14 protein-coding genes are annotated in these 16,087 nt (G+C 64.6%); 8 read left to right on the top strand and 6 right to left on the bottom strand.

Annotated features, from left to right (window positions below; all coding sequences use genetic code 11):
* Window positions 1-886, bottom strand: an 886-nt coding sequence (gene mreC / locus KUO17_RS23600) for a rod shape-determining protein MreC (RefSeq protein WP_341869646.1), incomplete at its 3' end; no start/stop codon positions are given.
* 208 nt (window positions 887-1,094) lie between these two features.
* Window positions 1,095-2,132: a rod shape-determining protein MreB gene (gene mreB, locus KUO17_RS23605; RefSeq protein ID WP_008371426.1), complete on the bottom strand. Its 1,038-nt coding sequence runs from the start codon at window positions 2,130-2,132 to the stop codon at window positions 1,095-1,097.
* Between the two features lie 205 nt (window positions 2,133-2,337).
* Here mreB and gatC point away from each other — a divergent pair, with 205 nt between their 5' ends.
* The 5 genes from gatC to KUO17_RS23630 all read left to right on the top strand — a co-directional run bounded on the left by gatC (window position 2,338) and on the right by KUO17_RS23630 (window position 7,151).
* Window positions 2,338-2,625, top strand: a complete 288-nt coding sequence (gatC, locus tag KUO17_RS23610) for an Asp-tRNA(Asn)/Glu-tRNA(Gln) amidotransferase subunit GatC (RefSeq protein ID WP_043862477.1) — start codon at window positions 2,338-2,340, stop codon at window positions 2,623-2,625.
* Window positions 2,626-2,641: 16 nt separating this feature from the next.
* Window positions 2,642-4,093 (top strand): Asp-tRNA(Asn)/Glu-tRNA(Gln) amidotransferase subunit GatA, encoded by a 1,452-nt coding sequence (gatA, locus tag KUO17_RS23615; protein WP_217977990.1) that lies wholly within the window; start codon window positions 2,642-2,644, stop codon window positions 4,091-4,093.
* An 11-nt stretch (window positions 4,094-4,104) separates the two neighbouring features.
* Window positions 4,105-5,550 (top strand): Asp-tRNA(Asn)/Glu-tRNA(Gln) amidotransferase subunit GatB, encoded by a 1,446-nt coding sequence (gene gatB / locus KUO17_RS23620; protein WP_217977991.1) that lies wholly within the window; start codon window positions 4,105-4,107, stop codon window positions 5,548-5,550.
* A 123-nt stretch (window positions 5,551-5,673) separates the two neighbouring features.
* Window positions 5,674-6,045 (top strand): septal ring lytic transglycosylase RlpA family protein, encoded by a 372-nt coding sequence (locus KUO17_RS23625; RefSeq protein WP_217977992.1) that lies wholly within the window; start codon window positions 5,674-5,676, stop codon window positions 6,043-6,045.
* A gap of 62 nt (window positions 6,046-6,107) precedes the next feature.
* On the top strand, window positions 6,108-7,151 hold the full coding sequence (locus KUO17_RS23630; RefSeq protein ID WP_217978021.1) for a calcium/sodium antiporter: 1,044 nt from the start codon (window positions 6,108-6,110) through the stop codon (window positions 7,149-7,151).
* Window positions 7,152-7,154: 3 nt separating this feature from the next.
* On the opposite strand, the gene KUO17_RS23635 is transcribed toward KUO17_RS23630, so the two are convergent.
* The 4 genes from KUO17_RS23635 to KUO17_RS23650 form a co-directional block, all read right to left on the bottom strand.
* A complete protein-coding gene (locus KUO17_RS23635; RefSeq protein ID WP_217977993.1) occupies window positions 7,155-8,528 on the bottom strand; it encodes an amino acid permease in 1,374 nt (457 codons plus the stop codon).
* Between the two features lie 51 nt (window positions 8,529-8,579).
* Window positions 8,580-9,521 (bottom strand): AEC family transporter, encoded by a 942-nt coding sequence (locus KUO17_RS23640; protein ID WP_217977994.1) that lies wholly within the window; start codon window positions 9,519-9,521, stop codon window positions 8,580-8,582.
* 159 nt (window positions 9,522-9,680) lie between these two features.
* Complete coding sequence (locus KUO17_RS23645) at window positions 9,681-10,241, bottom strand: response regulator transcription factor (RefSeq protein ID WP_217977995.1); 561 nt, start codon at window positions 10,239-10,241, stop codon at window positions 9,681-9,683.
* Window positions 10,241-11,497 (bottom strand): ATP-binding protein, encoded by a 1,257-nt coding sequence (locus KUO17_RS23650; protein ID WP_217977996.1) that lies wholly within the window; start codon window positions 11,495-11,497, stop codon window positions 10,241-10,243. Before KUO17_RS23650 ends, KUO17_RS23645 begins: the two co-directional genes overlap by 1 nt.
* A 197-nt stretch (window positions 11,498-11,694) precedes the next feature.
* On the opposite strand from KUO17_RS23650, the gene KUO17_RS23655 reads away from it, so the two are divergent.
* The 3 genes from KUO17_RS23655 to KUO17_RS23665 all read left to right on the top strand — a co-directional run bounded on the left by KUO17_RS23655 (window position 11,695) and on the right by KUO17_RS23665 (window position 16,024).
* Complete coding sequence (locus tag KUO17_RS23655) at window positions 11,695-12,408, top strand: SIMPL domain-containing protein (protein WP_217977997.1); 714 nt, start codon at window positions 11,695-11,697, stop codon at window positions 12,406-12,408.
* 154 nt (window positions 12,409-12,562) lie between these two features.
* Entirely contained in the window at window positions 12,563-14,188 is a 1,626-nt protein-coding gene (locus KUO17_RS23660) for an ABC transporter substrate-binding protein (protein WP_217977998.1), read from the top strand.
* 240 nt (window positions 14,189-14,428) lie between these two features.
* Window positions 14,429-16,024, top strand: a complete 1,596-nt coding sequence (locus tag KUO17_RS23665; protein ID WP_217977999.1) for an ABC transporter substrate-binding protein — start codon at window positions 14,429-14,431, stop codon at window positions 16,022-16,024.
* Window positions 16,025-16,087 lie beyond the last annotated feature (63 nt).

The raw sequence follows: 16,087 nt of genomic DNA on the forward strand, positions 1-16,087 counted from the left end.
CGGGCGCCGGGGCCGCAGGCGTGGCCGGCAGCGTGCCGTCGACCGGGTTCTGCGCCTGGCGATCAGCCGCCTCCTGGGCGTGCGCCGCATCGGCGGCGCGCTGCTCGGGGGTGCGGCTGTCGGAGAACACCAGCAGCATGTAACGGCTGCGGTTGAGCGCGGCGGTGGGTACGGCGCGCACGATTGCAAAGGGCTGCCCGGAGTCGTGAATCACTTCACGCACCGTGGCCACCGGGTAACCGGCCGGGAAGCGCTGGCCAAGGCCCGAGCTCACCAGCAGGTCGCCTTCCTTGATGTCGGCCGTGTCGGCTACATGACGCAGTTCGAGGCGCTCAGGGTTGCCGGTACCGCTGGCAATCGCGCGCAGGCCGTTGCGGTTGACCTGCACCGGAATGCTGTGGGTAGTGTCGGTCAGCAGCAGCACCCGCGAGGTGTACGGCATCAGTTCCACCACCTGGCCCATCAGGCCACGCGCATCGAGCACCGGCTGACCGAGCACCACGCCATCGCGTTCGCCCTTGTTGATCAGGATTCGGTGAGTGAAGGGATTGGGGTCGACGCCGATCAGTTCGGCGACCTCGACCTTCTCGTTGACCAGCGCCGAGGAATTGAGCAATTCGCGCAGCCGCACGTTCTGCTCGGTCAGGGCCGCCAGCTTCTGCAGGCGCCCTTGCAGCAGCAAGGCTTCGGTCTTGAGTTTTTCGTTCTCGGCCACCAGCTCCGTGCGGCTGCCAAACTGGCTGGCCACACCTTGCCACAGGCGCTGCGGCAGATCGCTGATGGTATAGGAAGGCATCAGCACCAGCGCCATCTGGCTGCGCAGCGGCTTGAGCAGCGTAAAGCGGGCATCGACCACCATCAGGGCGATCGACAGCACAACCAGCACGAGCAGGTGCACGCCCAGCGAAGGGCCTTTGGCGAAAAGCGGTTTAATAAGCCGCTCCTCGAAGATTCAGGGGGTCATTCATACGGCAACGCACCGGCCTGCTTGCAGGTTGGATGGAAACGACGCCCACACACGTGAGCCCAGCACATACAGGTAGCACTGTAGCGTGCTACCTGTAAACCGGGCGACGCAGGAGGCTGTCAGCAGATCACTCGCTGGAAAGCAGGTCCATGGTGTGCTTGTCCATCATTTCCAGCGCACGGCCACCGCCACGCGCCACGCAGGTCAGCGGGTCTTCGGCGACGATCACCGGCAGGCCGGTTTCCTGGGCCAGCAGCTTGTCGAGGTCACGCAGCAACGCGCCACCACCGGTCAGCACCAGGCCGCGCTCGGCGATGTCGGAGGCCAGCTCCGGCGGCGACTGCTCAAGGGCACTCTTGACCGCTTGCACGATGGTCGCCAGCGACTCCTGCAGCGCTTCGAGCACTTCATTGGAGTTCAGGGTGAAGGCACGTGGCACGCCTTCGGCCAGGTTACGGCCGCGTACGTCGACTTCACGTACTTCGCCACCTGGGTAGGCCGTACCGATTTCCTGCTTGATGCGCTCGGCAGTCGATTCGCCGATCAGGCTGCCGTAGTTGCGGCGCACGTAGGTGACGATGGCTTCGTCGAAACGGTCGCCACCCACCCGTACGGATTCGGCGTAGACCACGCCGTTCAAGGAGATCAGCGCGATTTCAGTGGTACCACCACCGATATCGACGACCATCGAACCGCGAGCTTCTTCAACCGGCAGGCCGGCACCGATGGCAGCGGCCATTGGCTCTTCGATCAGGAATACTTCACGTGCACCGGCACCAAGGGCCGATTCACGGATGGCACGGCGCTCGACCTGGGTCGATTTGCACGGCACGCAGATCAGCACACGCGGGCTGGGCTGCAGGAAGCTGTTTTCGTGAACCTTGTTGATGAAGTACTGCAGCATTTTTTCGCAAACGCTGAAATCGGCGATCACACCGTCCTTCATCGGACGAATGGCAGCGATATTGCCAGGTGTACGGCCGAGCATGCGCTTGGCCTCGGTGCCCACAGCGACGACACTTTTCTGGTTGCCGTGTGTACGAATGGCCACAACCGAAGGCTCATTCAGGACGATACCGCGCTCACGCACGTAAATAAGGGTGTTGGCAGTGCCCAGGTCGATGGAAAGATCGCTGGAAAACATGCCACGCAGTTTCTTGAACATGGGAAAGTGACCCTAGGCAACGCGTGGGTAAAAAAGTGCGGCAAACTCTAACAACGGCGGGGATTTTGGGCAAGGCGCCAATATGTTAAATTGGCAGTTTTTCCGAGCAAGCCAGCACACAATCGCGGCCTTATGACCGTAAATCTGCCAGCATGTTCCTCATTCGCGGACCAAATCCGTTTTTTGTTTTCCCCTGGAGATCCCCATGGCGCTTGAACGCTGCGACGTGGAAAAGATCGCTCATCTGGCCCGTCTGGGCCTCAATGAAGCCGATCTTCCGCGCACTACCGATGCCTTGAACAGTATTCTGGGTTTGGTCGACCAGATGCAAGCGGTCGATACCACTGGCATCGAGCCACTGGCCCACCCCCTGGAAGCCCGTCAGCGCTTGCGTGCCGACGTGGTAACAGAAAGTAACCAGAGAGACAGCTACCAGGCCATCGCCCCGGCGACCGAAAGCGGCCTGTACCTGGTTCCTAAAGTCATCGAGTAAGGGAAAAGAGCCTGCCATGCATCAACTGACCCTGGCCGAGATCGCCCGCGGACTCGCCGACAAAGCCTTTTCTGCCGAAGAGCTGACCCGCACGCTGCTGGCGCGCATCCAGCAGCTCGACCCGCAGATAAACAGTTTCATCAGTGTCACCGAAGACCTGGCCCTGGGCCAGGCGCGTGCCGCCGACGCCCGCCGCGCCGCCGGCCAGAGCGGTGCCCTGCTGGGCGCGCCGATCGCGCACAAGGACCTGTTCTGCACCCAGGGCATCCGTACCAGCTGCGGTTCGAAGATGCTCGACAACTTCGTCTCGCCGTACGATGCCACCGTGGTGAGCAAGCTGGCCGACGCCGGCATGGTCACCCTGGGCAAGACCAACATGGACGAGTTCGCCATGGGTTCGGCCAACGAATCCAGCCACTACGGCCCGGTGAAGAACCCCTGGAACCTCGAGCACGTGCCAGGCGGCTCGTCCGGCGGTTCGGCCGCAGCCGTGGCTGCGCGCCTGCTGCCGGCGACCACCGGCACCGACACGGGCGGCTCTATCCGCCAGCCAGCCGCGCTGACCAACCTCACCGGCCTCAAGCCGACGTACGGTCGCGTTTCGCGCTGGGGCATGATCGCCTACGCCTCCAGCCTCGACCAGGGTGGCCCGCTGGCGCGTACCGCCGAAGACTGCGCGCTGCTGCTGCAGGCCATGGCCGGTTTCGACGCCAAGGACTCCACCAGCATCGACGAGCCGGTACCCGACTACAGCGCACCGCTCAATGCGTCGCTGCAAGGCCTGCGCATCGGCCTGCCGAAGGAATACTTCGGCGCCGGCCTGGACCCGCGCATCGCCGACCTGATCCAGGCCAGCGTCAAGGAGCTCGAGAAGCTCGGCGCGGTGGTCAAGCAGATCAGCCTGCCGAACATGCAGCACGCGATACCTGCGTACTACGTGATCGCCCCGGCCGAAGCCTCGTCCAACCTGTCGCGTTTCGACGGCGTACGCTACGGCTACCGCTGCGATGCCCCCAAGGACCTCACCGACCTGTACAAGCGCTCGCGCGGTGAAGGCTTCGGTGCCGAAGTGCAGCGGCGCATCATGGTCGGCGCCTACGCGCTGTCGGCCGGCTACTACGACGCCTACTACCTGCAGGCACAGAAGATCCGTCGCCTGATCAAGAACGACTTCATGGCTGCCTTCGAAGAGGTCGACGTGATCCTCGGCCCGACCACGCCCAACCCGGCCTGGAAGCTCGGCGCCAAGAACAGCGACCCGGTCGCCGCCTACCTGGAAGACGTCTACACCATCACCGCCAACCTCGCCGGCCTGCCAGGCCTGTCGATGCCGGCCGGTTTTGTCGACGGCCTGCCGGTCGGCGTGCAACTGCTGGCCCCGTATTTCCAGGAAGGCCGCCTGCTCAACGTCGCGCACCGCTATCAGCAAGTGACCGACTGGCACACTCGCGCACCTACCGGCTTCTGAGGGACTGACACATGCAATGGGAAGTTGTGATCGGGCTGGAAATTCATACCCAGCTCGCCACCCAGTCGAAGATTTTCTCCGGCAGCGCCACCACGTTCGGCTCCGAGCCGAACACCCAGGCCAGCCTGATCGACCTGGGCATGCCCGGCGTACTGCCGGTGCTCAACGAAGAAGCGGTGCGCATGGCGTGCATGTTCGGCTTGGCGATCGACGCCCAGATCGGTCCGCACAACGTGTTCGCACGCAAGAACTACTTCTACCCCGACCTGCCCAAGGGCTACCAGATCAGCCAGATGGAACTGCCGATCGTCGGCAAGGGCCACCTGGATATCGCCCTTGAAGACGGTACCGTCAAGCGCATCGGCATCACCCGTGCGCATCTGGAGGAAGACGCCGGCAAGAGCCTGCACGAAGACTTCAGCGGCGCCAGCGGCATCGACCTGAACCGCGCCGGCACACCGCTGCTGGAGATCGTCTCCGAGCCGGAAATGCGCAGCGCCAAGGAGGCCGTGGCCTACGTCAAGGCGATCCACGCGCTGGTGCGCTACCTGGGCATCTGCGACGGCAACATGGCCGAGGGCTCGCTGCGCTGCGACTGCAACGTGTCGATCCGGCCCAAAGGCCAGGTCGAGTTCGGCACCCGCTGCGAGATCAAGAACGTCAACTCGTTCCGCTTCATCGAGAAGGCCATCAACACCGAAGTGCAGCGCCAGATCGAGCTGATCGAGGACGGTGGCCGGGTCATCCAGGAAACCCGCCTGTACGACCCGAACAAGGACGAGACCCGCTCCATGCGCAGCAAGGAGGAAGCCAACGACTACCGTTACTTCCCAGACCCCGACCTGCTGCCAGTGGTCATCGAGCCGGCGTTCCTCGACGCCATCCGCGCCACCCTGCCCGAGCTGCCGCCGCAGAAGCGCGAGCGCTTCCAGAGCCAGTTCGGCCTGTCGGCGTACGACGCCAACGTGCTGGCCTCCAGCCGCGAACAGGCAGACTACTTCGAGCAGGTGGTCGGCGTGTGCGCTGATGCCAAGCTTGCGGCCAACTGGGTCATGGTCGAGCTGGGCAGCCTGCTGAACAAGCTGGGCCTGGAGATCGACCAGGCGCCGGTCAGTGCCGCGCAGTTGGGCGGCATGCTGCAGCGCATCCTCGACAACACCATCAGCGGCAAGATCGCCAAGGTGGTGTTCGAGAAGATGGCCGCAGGCGAAGGCGACGCCGACCAGATCATCGAGGCCGAAGGCCTGAAACAGGTGACTGACAGCGGCGCGATCGAGAAGGTGCTGGACGACGTGCTGGCGACCAACGCCGAGCAGGTCGAGCAGTACCGTGCAGCGGATGAAGCCAAGCGCGGCAAGATGTTCGGCTTCTTCGTCGGCCAGGCAATGAAGGCGTCCAAGGGCAAGGCCAACCCGCAACAGGTGAACCAATTGCTCAAGAGCAAGCTCGAAGGGTAAACCGCGTCGCCTGCATTCGCCGGCAAGCCGGCTCCCACAGGGACCGCACTGAACGTGAAGACAGTGGGGGGCCTGTGGGAGCTGGCTTGCCAGCGAAGGCCACACCACGGAGTAACCGGATACATGTGGCGTCTCTCTAGCGCGCTAGCGCTGTTCACCCTGCTCGCCGGCTGTGCCGGCCATGACATCGACCCCCGCGGTTACGACCAGACCGGTACCGCCTCCTATTACGGGGCCCGCCACCACGGCAAACGCACCGCCAGTGGCGAACCCTTCAACCAGCACGGCCTGACCGCCGCCCACCGCAGCCTGCCCTTCGGCACCCGCGTGCAGGTCACCAACCTGGCCAACGACCGCCGCGTGGTGGTACGCATCAATGATCGCGGCCCGCACACCCGTGGCCGCCTGATCGACCTGTCCCGCGCCGCCGCCGAGCAACTGGGCATGATCCGTAGCGGAACCGCGCGCGTACGGGTACAACGTCTGAGCGACTGACCCTGTTTCGGAGCACGACCATTTTCGACCTGGCCGCTTTACCCACCTTCAGCCTGCTGCAACTGGCCCTGGGCCTGCTGCTGTTGATCGCCGGCGCCGAGCTGCTGGTGCGCGCCGCCCTGCGCCTGGCTGCCAGCCTGCAGGTACGCCCGCTGATCATCGGCCTGAGCCTGGTGGCCTTCGGCAGCAGCGCGCCGCAGTTGACCGTCAGCCTGCAAGCCGCCTACACCGGCGCACCCGACGTGGCGGTGGGCAGCGTGATCGGCAGCAATATCTTCAACGTACTGGTGACCCTGGGCCTGGCCGCACTGATCATTCCGCTGCGCGTATCGCGCCAGCTGGTGCGCCTGGACATCCCGCTGATGATCGGCGCAAGCCTGCTGGTGTACCTGCTGGCGCTCAACGAGCGCATCGGCCGCCTCGAAGGCGCCCTGCTGCTGTGCGGCCTGCTCGGCTACCTGGCGATCCTGTGGCACCAGTCACGCCACCATGCGCGCACCTACCCCGCCCCGGGCCCGCGCCTGCAGCGCGGCGCGGGCTTCTGGCTGGGCACCCTGACGCTGATGCTCGGCGGCCTGGGGCTGCTGAGCCTGGCCGGGCACCTGCTGCTGGAAGCGGCGGTGGAAGTGGCGGTTGACCTTGGCTTGTCGGAACGGGTCATCGGCCTGACGGTGGTGGCGGTGTGCACCTCGCTGCCGGAGATGGCCACCTCGCTGATCGCAGCCCTGCGCGGGGAACGTGAGATCGCCGTGGGCAACGTGATCGGCAGCAACCTGTTCAACCTGCTGGCAGTGCTCGGCCTGACCGCGCTGGTGGCCCCCGCGCCGCTGTCGATCTCGCCCAATGCACTGGCGTTCGACCTGCCGGTGATGCTCGGCGTCGCGGTGCTGACGCTGCCAGTGTTCTATTCCGGCTACCGCGTGACGCGCGCCGAAGGCCTGGTATTTCTGTGCCTGTACCTGGCCTACGGCCTGCACGTGGTGGCCTTCACCACCGGCATGCCGCTGGCCACCCGCCTGGAGCAGCTGATGCTGTTCTATGTGCTGCCGGCGCTGGCCGTGGTGGTGTTGTACACCACGGCGCGCGCCTGGCGCCGCCAGCACTGAACATCAGCTCGCGGCAATGGCAGCCTTCTGGCCTTTTTTCTTGAGCCAGAAGGCCACGCCCAGCGCGGCAATCCACGCCGGGATCAACAGCACCGAAATACGGATCGGTGGCGTCAGGAACATCACCACCAGGATCAGCACGATGAACGCCAGGCACAGGTAGTTGGTGATCGGGTGCCCCCAGCTCTTGTAGAACGTCGGCTCGCCGGCGGCGATCTTGGCCCTGCGAAACTTCAGGTGGGTAATGCTGATGCTCGCCCAGTTGATCACCAGCGCCGACACCGCCAGTGCCATCAGCAGGCCGAAGGCTTCGCCCGGCATCAGGTAGTTGATCACCACGCACAGGCCCGTGGCCAGGGCCGACACGCCCAGGGCCGTCAGCGGCACGCCACGGCGGTTGATCTTGAGCAGCGCACGCGGCGCATCGCCCTGGCTGGCCAGGCCGAACAGCATGCGGCTGTTGCAGTACACGCAGCTGTTGTACACCGACAAGGCCGCCGTCAGCACTACCACGTTGAGGAGGGTGGCCACCAGGTTGCTGTCCAGGTTGTGGAAGATCATCACGAACGGGCTGCCGCCCTGCACCACCTTCTGCCACGGGTACAGCGACAGCAGCACCGCCAGCGCGCCGATGTAGAAGATCAGGATGCGGTACACAACCTGGTTGGTGGCGCGCGGAATGCTGTGACGCGGGTTGTCCGCTTCGGCCGCGGTGATGCCGACCAGTTCCAGGCCGCCAAAGGAGAACATGATCACCGCCATGGCCATCACCAGCCCGGTGATGCCGTTGGGGAAGAAGCCGCCGAACTGCCACAGGTTGGCCACGCTGGCATCCGGCCCGCCGTTGCCGCTGGCCAGCAGCCAGGCGCCGAAGCCGATCATGCTGACGATGGCGACCACCTTGACCAACGCGAACCAGAACTCCAGCTCGCCGTACACCTTCACCTGGGTGAGGTTGATCAGGTTGATGGCCACGAAGAAGATCGCTGCGGTCGCCCAGGTCGGGAAGTCCGGCCACCAGTACTGCACGTAGATGCCCACCGCGGTCAGCTCGGCCATGCCTACCAGCACGTAGACCACCCAGTAGTTCCAGCCCGAGACAAAGCCGGCGAATTCGTTCCAGTAGCGGTGTGCAAAGTGGCTGAAACTGCCGGCCACCGGTTCATCGACCACCATTTCGCCCAGCTGGCGCATGATGAAGAAGGCCATCAGACCGGCAATGGCGTAGCCCAGCAGTACGGCCGGGCCCGCCATCTGGATGGTCTGGGCGATGCCCAGAAACAACCCGGTGCCGATTGCGCCGCCCAGCGCGATCAACTGGATGTGACGGTTCTTCAGGCCGCGTTGCAAACGCTCCGGCGTGGCTTGGTCTTGCATGAAGTGTCCTCGGACAGGAGAGGCAGTTTTAGGTGTTGTGGGCGACAGGATCTAGATCCAGCCGCCCCACTGCAAGAGAAATATGCCGATATTCGTCGTTACTGCTGCCATCAGCGTGGTAATCACGATGATCGAAGCAGCCAGTTGATGATTGGCGTTGGCTGCGCGGGCCATCACGTAGCTGGAGGCTGCCGTGGGGCTGGCGATATACAGGAACAGTACGCCCAGCTCCGCGCCGCGAAAGCCGCACAGCCAGGCGCCGAGGGTGCCCACCAGCGGCAGCCAGACCATTTTCACCAGGCTCGCGCTCAGCGCCAGACCGCCACTGGCGCGCAGCGAGGCCAGCGACAGGGTGCCACCGATGCAGATCAGCGCCAGCGGCAGGGTCATCTGTGCCAGGTAGTCGCCAGAGGTCAGCAGCCAGTTGGGCAGGCCGACCTTGGCGTAGGCCAGCACACCGGCCACCAGCACGCTGATGATCAGCGGGTTGCGCAGGATGCTCTTGAGGATGCTCCAGGGGTCGGACTTGATCGTGGGGCTGTACACCGCCAGCACCACCGCCGACAGCGAGTTGTAGAGCAGGATCACCAGCCCCGCCAGCACCGCGCCGATGGAAATGCCGTGATCGCCGTACATGCTGGCGGCCAGCGCCAGGCCGATCACCGCGTTGTTGCCGCGAAAGCCGCCCTGGGCATAGATGCCACGGTCTTCGCGCGGGCAGCGCCAGATCGCAATCAGCCAGGCCAGGCCGAAACCGACCAGCGTGGCAACGGTGAAGTACAACAGCAGGCCGGGCTTGGCGGCGGCTTCCAGGTCGGCGTGGTAGATGCCCAGGAACAACAACGCCGGCATGCAGACGTTGAACACCAGCGCCGAGGCGGTCTGGATGAAGCTGTCGTTGATGGCGTTGATGCGGCGCAGCAGCACGCCCATGAACATCATCGCGAACACCGGCGCGGTGATGTTCAGGGTCTGGAGAAAAAGAGCGAGCATGCAGGTGGTCCCGTCGGCGTCGTTAGGGAGCTAATCATAAGCCAAGTGGTGGGCTGCGTTGCAGCCCTTCGCTGGCAAGCCAGCGCCCACAGGTACAGCGCATGACGCAAGACCACTGAAACCCTGGGCGCTGGCTTGCCGGCGAAGGGGCCCTGAGGCTCAGCGCCGGACCGGGCGCTTCTGCAGTTTGCGCTGCAAGGTGCGCCGGTGCATGCCCAGCGCTCGCGCGGTGGCGGAGATGTTGCCTTCGTGCTCGGTCAGCACACGCTGGATGTGCTCCCACTGCAGGCGGTCCACCGACATCGGGTTTTCCGGCACCAGGGTGTCCAGGTCGGCGTGCTTGGACAACAGCGCAGCCAGTACATCATCGGCATCGGCCGGCTTGCACAGGTAGTTGCAGGCGCCACGCTTGATCGCCTCGACGGCCGTGGCAATGCTCGAATAGCCGGTGAGGATCACCACGCGCATTTCCGGGTCCAGTTCCAGCAGCTTGGGCAGCAGTACCAGCCCGGAGTCACCCTCCATCTTCAGGTCCAGCGTGGCGTAGTCCGGCACGTCCGCTTGCGCGATCACCAGGCCTTCCTCGGCAGAACCTGCCGTGCTCACGCGAAAACCGCGGCGGCTCATGGCCCGGGCCATCACCCGGGTAAACGTGGCGTCGTCATCTACCAGCAGCAGGTGCGGCAGTTCTTCGCCTTCAACCTGGATTTCTTCACTCATCACACGTCTCCTCGCGCGTCACGCGGCAGGCGTAGCTCGGTGAGCGTACCGCCTTGCTCATGACTATAGAGTTTTACCGAGCCGCCAGCACGGGTCACGCTGGCCTTGCTCAAGAACAGGCCCAGGCCGAAGCCTTTGCCCTTGGTCGTAAAGAAGGGTTTGCCGATCTGCTCGGCGATCGCCACCGGCACGCCCGGGCCATGGTCGCGAATGCTGATCACGATGTCTTCGGCGTCCCAGTCCAGGCGCACTTCGAGCCCGTCCGGGCAGGCATCGGCGGCATTGTTCAACAGGTTCAGCAGGGCCTGGGTCAGGTCCGGCGGCGGCGCCACGCGTGGCACCGTGCCCTGGCCCAGGCGCTGGAAGCGGTAGCTGGCCTCGGGGCGCATCAGGTGCCAGCGGTTGAGCGCCTCGTCCAGCCAGAAACTCACGTCCTGGTCCTCGACCGCCATGCGCCGGTTGGCTTCGGCGGCGCGCACCAGTTGCTGCAAGGTGTGCTTGCACTGCTTGACCTGCTCCTGCAGCACCTCAAGGTCTTCCTGCAGCAGAGGGTCGGTGTGGTCCTGGCGCATTTCCTTGATCAACACGCTCATGGTCGCCAGCGGCGTGCCCAGCTCGTGGGCAGCGCCTGCGGCCTGGGTAGCCACGGCCAGCAGTTGCTGGTCGCGCAGACCTTCCTCGCGGCGCTGGGCCTGGAACTGCTGCTGGCGACGCAATTCTTCGGCCATCTTGGCGGCAAAGAAGGTGATCACCCCGGCAGCCAGGGCAAAACTCAGCCACATGCCGTAGATCTGCATCTTCTCGCGGGCCATGGGGAAGGTTTCGAGCGGAAAGTACTGCACCAGCAGCAGGGTGTAGGCCACCAGCGCGATGCCGGAGAGGATCAGCGAATACAGCCACGGCAAGGTCACCGCGGCAATCGCCAGCGGCACCAGGTAATACGACACGAAGGGGTTGGTCGAGCCGCCGGAGAAGTACAGCAGCGCACTGTGAATCAGCAGGTCGCAGGCCAGCTGTACGGCATATTCGAGCTCGGTGACCGGCAGCGAGGTGCGCAGGCGGATCGCCGTCAGCACGCACAGCACCATGGAAAACGCCAGGGTGATGCTCAGCGCCAGCCAGGGCAGCGGCAGCAGCTCGGTCCAGTAGGCGACCGCGACGGAACCAGCCTGGGCGGCCAGCACCAGAGTGCGGATAAAGGTCAGGCGCCAGAGGTTCTGACGCGTGGCAGACAACATGGGTACGGGGGTGAGCATGGGCTCTCCTGATGAGTGCTCCAGGCGAATCGTGCCGAGTATACCCAAGCTGCGCCCCCCACTGCAGCAATGCGGCAAAGCGCCACAGGGCCGTTTCAGGGCATGATGGCTTTTTGAACCACTTCACCCCATTCGTGGTCTGATGGGTCTGCGTAGCAGGAATCACGGTGCTACGCCTCACTTTCAAGGAGCCACACATGCACAGCCCTTCTCGCAGCAGCGCAACCCTGGTGCTGGCCGCCGGCCTGTTCGCCAGCCTCCCGGCCCTGGCCGAAGAGCCTCGCTACAACCAGGTCTCGCTGCGCGCCGAGGTCAGCAAGGAAGTCGCCCGTGACCTGATGGTGGTGACCCTCTACACCGAAGCGCAGAACAGCGACCCGGCCAAGCTGGCCAACGACATCACCACCAGCATGAACAAGGCGCTGGAAAAGGCGCGCACGGTCAAGGACGTCAAGCTCAGCCAGGACAGCCGCAACAGCTACCCGATCTACGACAACAAGACCCAGAAGATCACCGGCTGGCGCGAGCGCGCCGAGCTGCGCCTGGAAAGCGCGAACTTCCCGGCGTTGTCCACGCTCACCGGCGAACTGCTGCAGGAGCTGAAAATGGGCGGCATGGATTTCGCCATCGCCCCGGCCACGCGCAAGACCAGTGAAGACGCGCTGCTCAAGGACGCCATCGACGCGTTCAAGGCCCGCGCCCAACTGACCACCGAAGCCCTCGGCGGCAAAGGCTACAAAGTGGTCAACCTGAACCTCAACAGCAGCGGCTACCCGCACCCGTACGCCCGTGGCGCCATGATGATGAAGGCCAGCATGGACGCCGAAGCGGCGCCAAGCCCGCAAATCGAAGCCGGCACCAGCCAGGTCAGCCTCAGTGCCGACGGCACCATCGAAGTGCTGATGCCCTGATCACCCCGCCGTTGCACGGTGGCTGCGGCCGCCGTGCAACGCCTCGTTTGCTGTCGACTATGGTTTGTGTGTCGCGCTGGCCGTCAGGCCGGCCCCTGCATACACCGTGCACGCCAAGGGCGGCACGCCTCCACAGGACAACAACGAGGCCACCATGCTCAAACACGCGGTCATTCCCTTTCTGGTCGGCGCCGGCCTGATTGCCAGCGCCCCCTTCGCCCACGCCGCCAGCAACCTGGTGTTCTGCTCCGAGGGCAGCCCGGCCGGTTTCGATCCGGGCCAATACACCACCGGCACCGACTTCGATGCCTCGGCCGAGCCGATCTTCAACCGTCTGGCCCAGTTCGAGCGCGGCGGCACGGCGGTGATCCCAGGGCTCGCGACGCACTGGGCCATCAGCGACGACGGCCTGAGCTATACCTTTCACCTGCGCGAAGGGGTCAAGTTCCACAGCACCGACTACTTCAAGCCGACCCGCCCGTTCAACGCCGACGACGTGCTGTTCACCTTCAACCGCATGCTCGACAAGGACATGCCGTTTCGCAAGGCCTACCCCACCGAGTTCCCCTATTTCACCGACATGGGCATGGACACCAACATCACCCGCGTCGAGAAGCTCGACGAGCACACGGTCAGGTTCACCCTGGCCAGCGTGGATGCCGCGTTCGTCCAGAACATGGCCATGAGCTTCGCCTCGATCCAGTCGGCTGAATATGCCGCGCAACTGCTTCAGCAGGGCAGGCCGGCCGACATCAACCAGAAGCCGATCGGCACCGGCCCGTTCGTGTTCAGCAAGTACCAGAAAGACGCGCAGATCCGTTACAAGGGCAACAAGGACTACTGGCAACCCGAGGATGTGAAGATCGACAACCTGATCTTCGCCATCACCACCGATGCCTCGGTGCGCATGCAGAAACTCAAGAAGAACGAATGCCAGGTCACCCTGTTCCCACGCCCCGCCGACCTCCAGGCGCTGCAGGCCGACCCCAACCTGAACATGCCGCAGCAGGCCGGCTTCAACCTGGGCTACATCGCCTACAACGTGATGCCCGTCATCAAGGGCAGCACGCAGCCCAACCCGCTGGCCCAGCTCAAGGTGCGCCAGGCACTGGACATGGCGGTGAACAAGCAGCAGATCATCGACTCGGTGTACCAGGGCGCCGGCCAGAAGGCCGTGAATGCCATGCCGCCGACCCAGTGGTCCTATGACGACAGCATCCAGGACCCGCCCTTCGACCCCGAAAAAGCCCGCGCGCTGCTCAAGGAGGCCGGGGTCAAGGACGGCACCGAGATCACCCTGTGGGCCATGCCGGTGCAACGCCCCTACAACCCCAACGCCAAGCTGATGGCCCAGATGCTGCAGGCCGACTGGGCCAAGATCGGCATCAAGGCCAGGATCGTCAGCTATGAATGGGGCGAGTACATCAAGCGCGCCAAGGCGGGCGAGAACGGCGCCATGCTGATTGGCTGGAGCGGCGACAACGGCGACCCCGACAACTGGCTGGGCACCCTGTACAACTGCGACGCGGTAGACGGCAACAACTACTCCAAGTGGTGCGACCCTGCCTATGACGCGCTGATCAAGCAGGCCAAGGCCACCACCGACCAGGGCCAGCGCACCGCGTTGTACAAGCAGGCCCAGCACATTATCAAGGCGCAGGTGCCGATCACCCCGATCGCCCACTCGACGGTCTACCAGCCGATGCGCAAGGGCGTGCAGGACTTCAAGATCAGCCCCTTCGCCCTGAACGCCTTCTACGGGGTCGGCATCGGCCAGTAAACCCGGAACGCGATGTTTGGCCTGTCCCCGTTGACCCCGACCGCCTCGGGGCCAGCGGATGACTGACACCCACTCGAAAGCTACGACGCCACTCACAGATTTTTCCCACGCAAAGCGCCCACTTTCTTACCTCCTCGCCCCCCGCCCACGTCCCTACCGTGGAGCGCGTGGTTGTGCTGGCCGCCAAGACTCTCGCCGCGCACGTCCACGCCTCATACAACAACAAAGGAATGGGACCGCATGCGTATTTTTCCGGTTTTCGCCGCACTGCTGGGCCTGGGGGCACTGGCCCACGGCCCGGCCGTGCTGGCCAAGGGCAACCTGGTGTTCTGCTCCGAAGGCAGCCCTGGGGGCTTCGACATCGCCCAGTACACCACCTCCATCGAAGGTGACGCCGCCGAGCCGCTGTACAACGGCCTGGTCGGCTTCAAGCGCGGCTCTACCGAGGTCGAACCGTCCCTGGCCACGCGCTGGGAAGTCGCCGACGATGGCCTGAGCTACACCTTCCACTTGCGCGAGGGCGTCAAGTTCCACGCCAATCAGGGCTTCACCCCCACCCGCACCTTCAATGCCGACGACGTGCTGTTCACCTTCCGGCGCATGCTCGATACCCAGCATCCGTTCCGCCTGGCCTACCCCACCGAGTTTCCCTACTTCGTCAGCATGGACCTGGACAAGAACATCAACCGGGTCGAGAAGACCGACCCGCTGACGGTGGTATTCACCCTCAACAAGGTCGATGCGGCCTTCATCCAGAACCTGGCGATGAACTTCGCCTCGATCGTGTCGGCCGAGTACGCCGAACACCTGATGGCTTCCGGGCGCCCCAGCGACTTCAACCAGAAGCCGATCGGCACCGGCCCGTTCGTCTTCCAGCGTTACCAGAAGGACGCGCAGATCCGCTACCGCGCCAACCCCGGCTACTGGGACCCGAGCCAGGTGCAGCTCGAACAGCTGATCTTCTCGATCAACACCGACGCCTCGGTGCGGGTACAAAAGCTGCGCAAGGGTGAATGTCAGGCTACCGTCAACCCCCGCCCCGCCGACCTCTCGGCGCTGGCCAGCGACCCGTCCGTGCAGTTGCTCGAACAGCCCGGCTTCAACCTGGGCTACATCGCCTACAACGTGCAGCGCGCGCCATTCGACCAGTTGCAGGTCCGCCAGGCCATGGACATGGCGGTGAACAAGGCGGCCATCGTCAAGGCCGTGTATCAGCAGGCCGGGCAACTGGCGGTCAACTTCATGCCGCCCACCCAGTGGTCCTACGACACCCGCATCCAGGACGCCGCCCACGATCCCGACAAGGCCCACGCGCTGCTCGCCGCAGCCGGCGTCAAGCCCGGCACCCGCATCACCCTGTGGGCCATGCCGGTGCAGCGCCCCTACAACCCCAACGCCAAGCTGATGGCCGAGATGCTCCAGGCCGACTGGGGCAAGGTCGGCCTGGACGTGAAGATCGTCAGCTACGAATGGGGCGAGTACATCAAGCGCACCAAGAACGGCGAGCACGACGTGATGCTGCTGGGCTGGACCGGCGACAACGGCGACCCGGACAACTGGATGGGCACCCTCTACAGCTGCGGGGCCATCGGCAGCAACAACGTCTCGATGTGGTGCGACCCCGCGTACGACGCCCTGGTGCAACAGGCCAAGCGCCTGACCGACCCCGCCGCGCGTACCGCGCTGTATCAGCAGGCCCAGCAGCGCATGAAGCAGCAGGTGCCGATCACCCCGATTGCGCACTCCACCGTGCACCAGCCGCTGAGCACGCGCGTTCACGGCTTCAAGGTCAGCCCGTTCGGGCGCAACACCTTCAGCGGCGTGAGTGTCGACTGACCCCGCGCCCCTCCCCGATCAGCACCGGTTGCACCGCAGCACCCGCCCGGCTCACGAGGCCTG

The sequence above is a fragment of the Pseudomonas aegrilactucae genome (assembly GCF_019168305.1).
GTDB lineage: Bacteria > Pseudomonadota > Gammaproteobacteria > Pseudomonadales > Pseudomonadaceae > Aquipseudomonas > Aquipseudomonas aegrilactucae.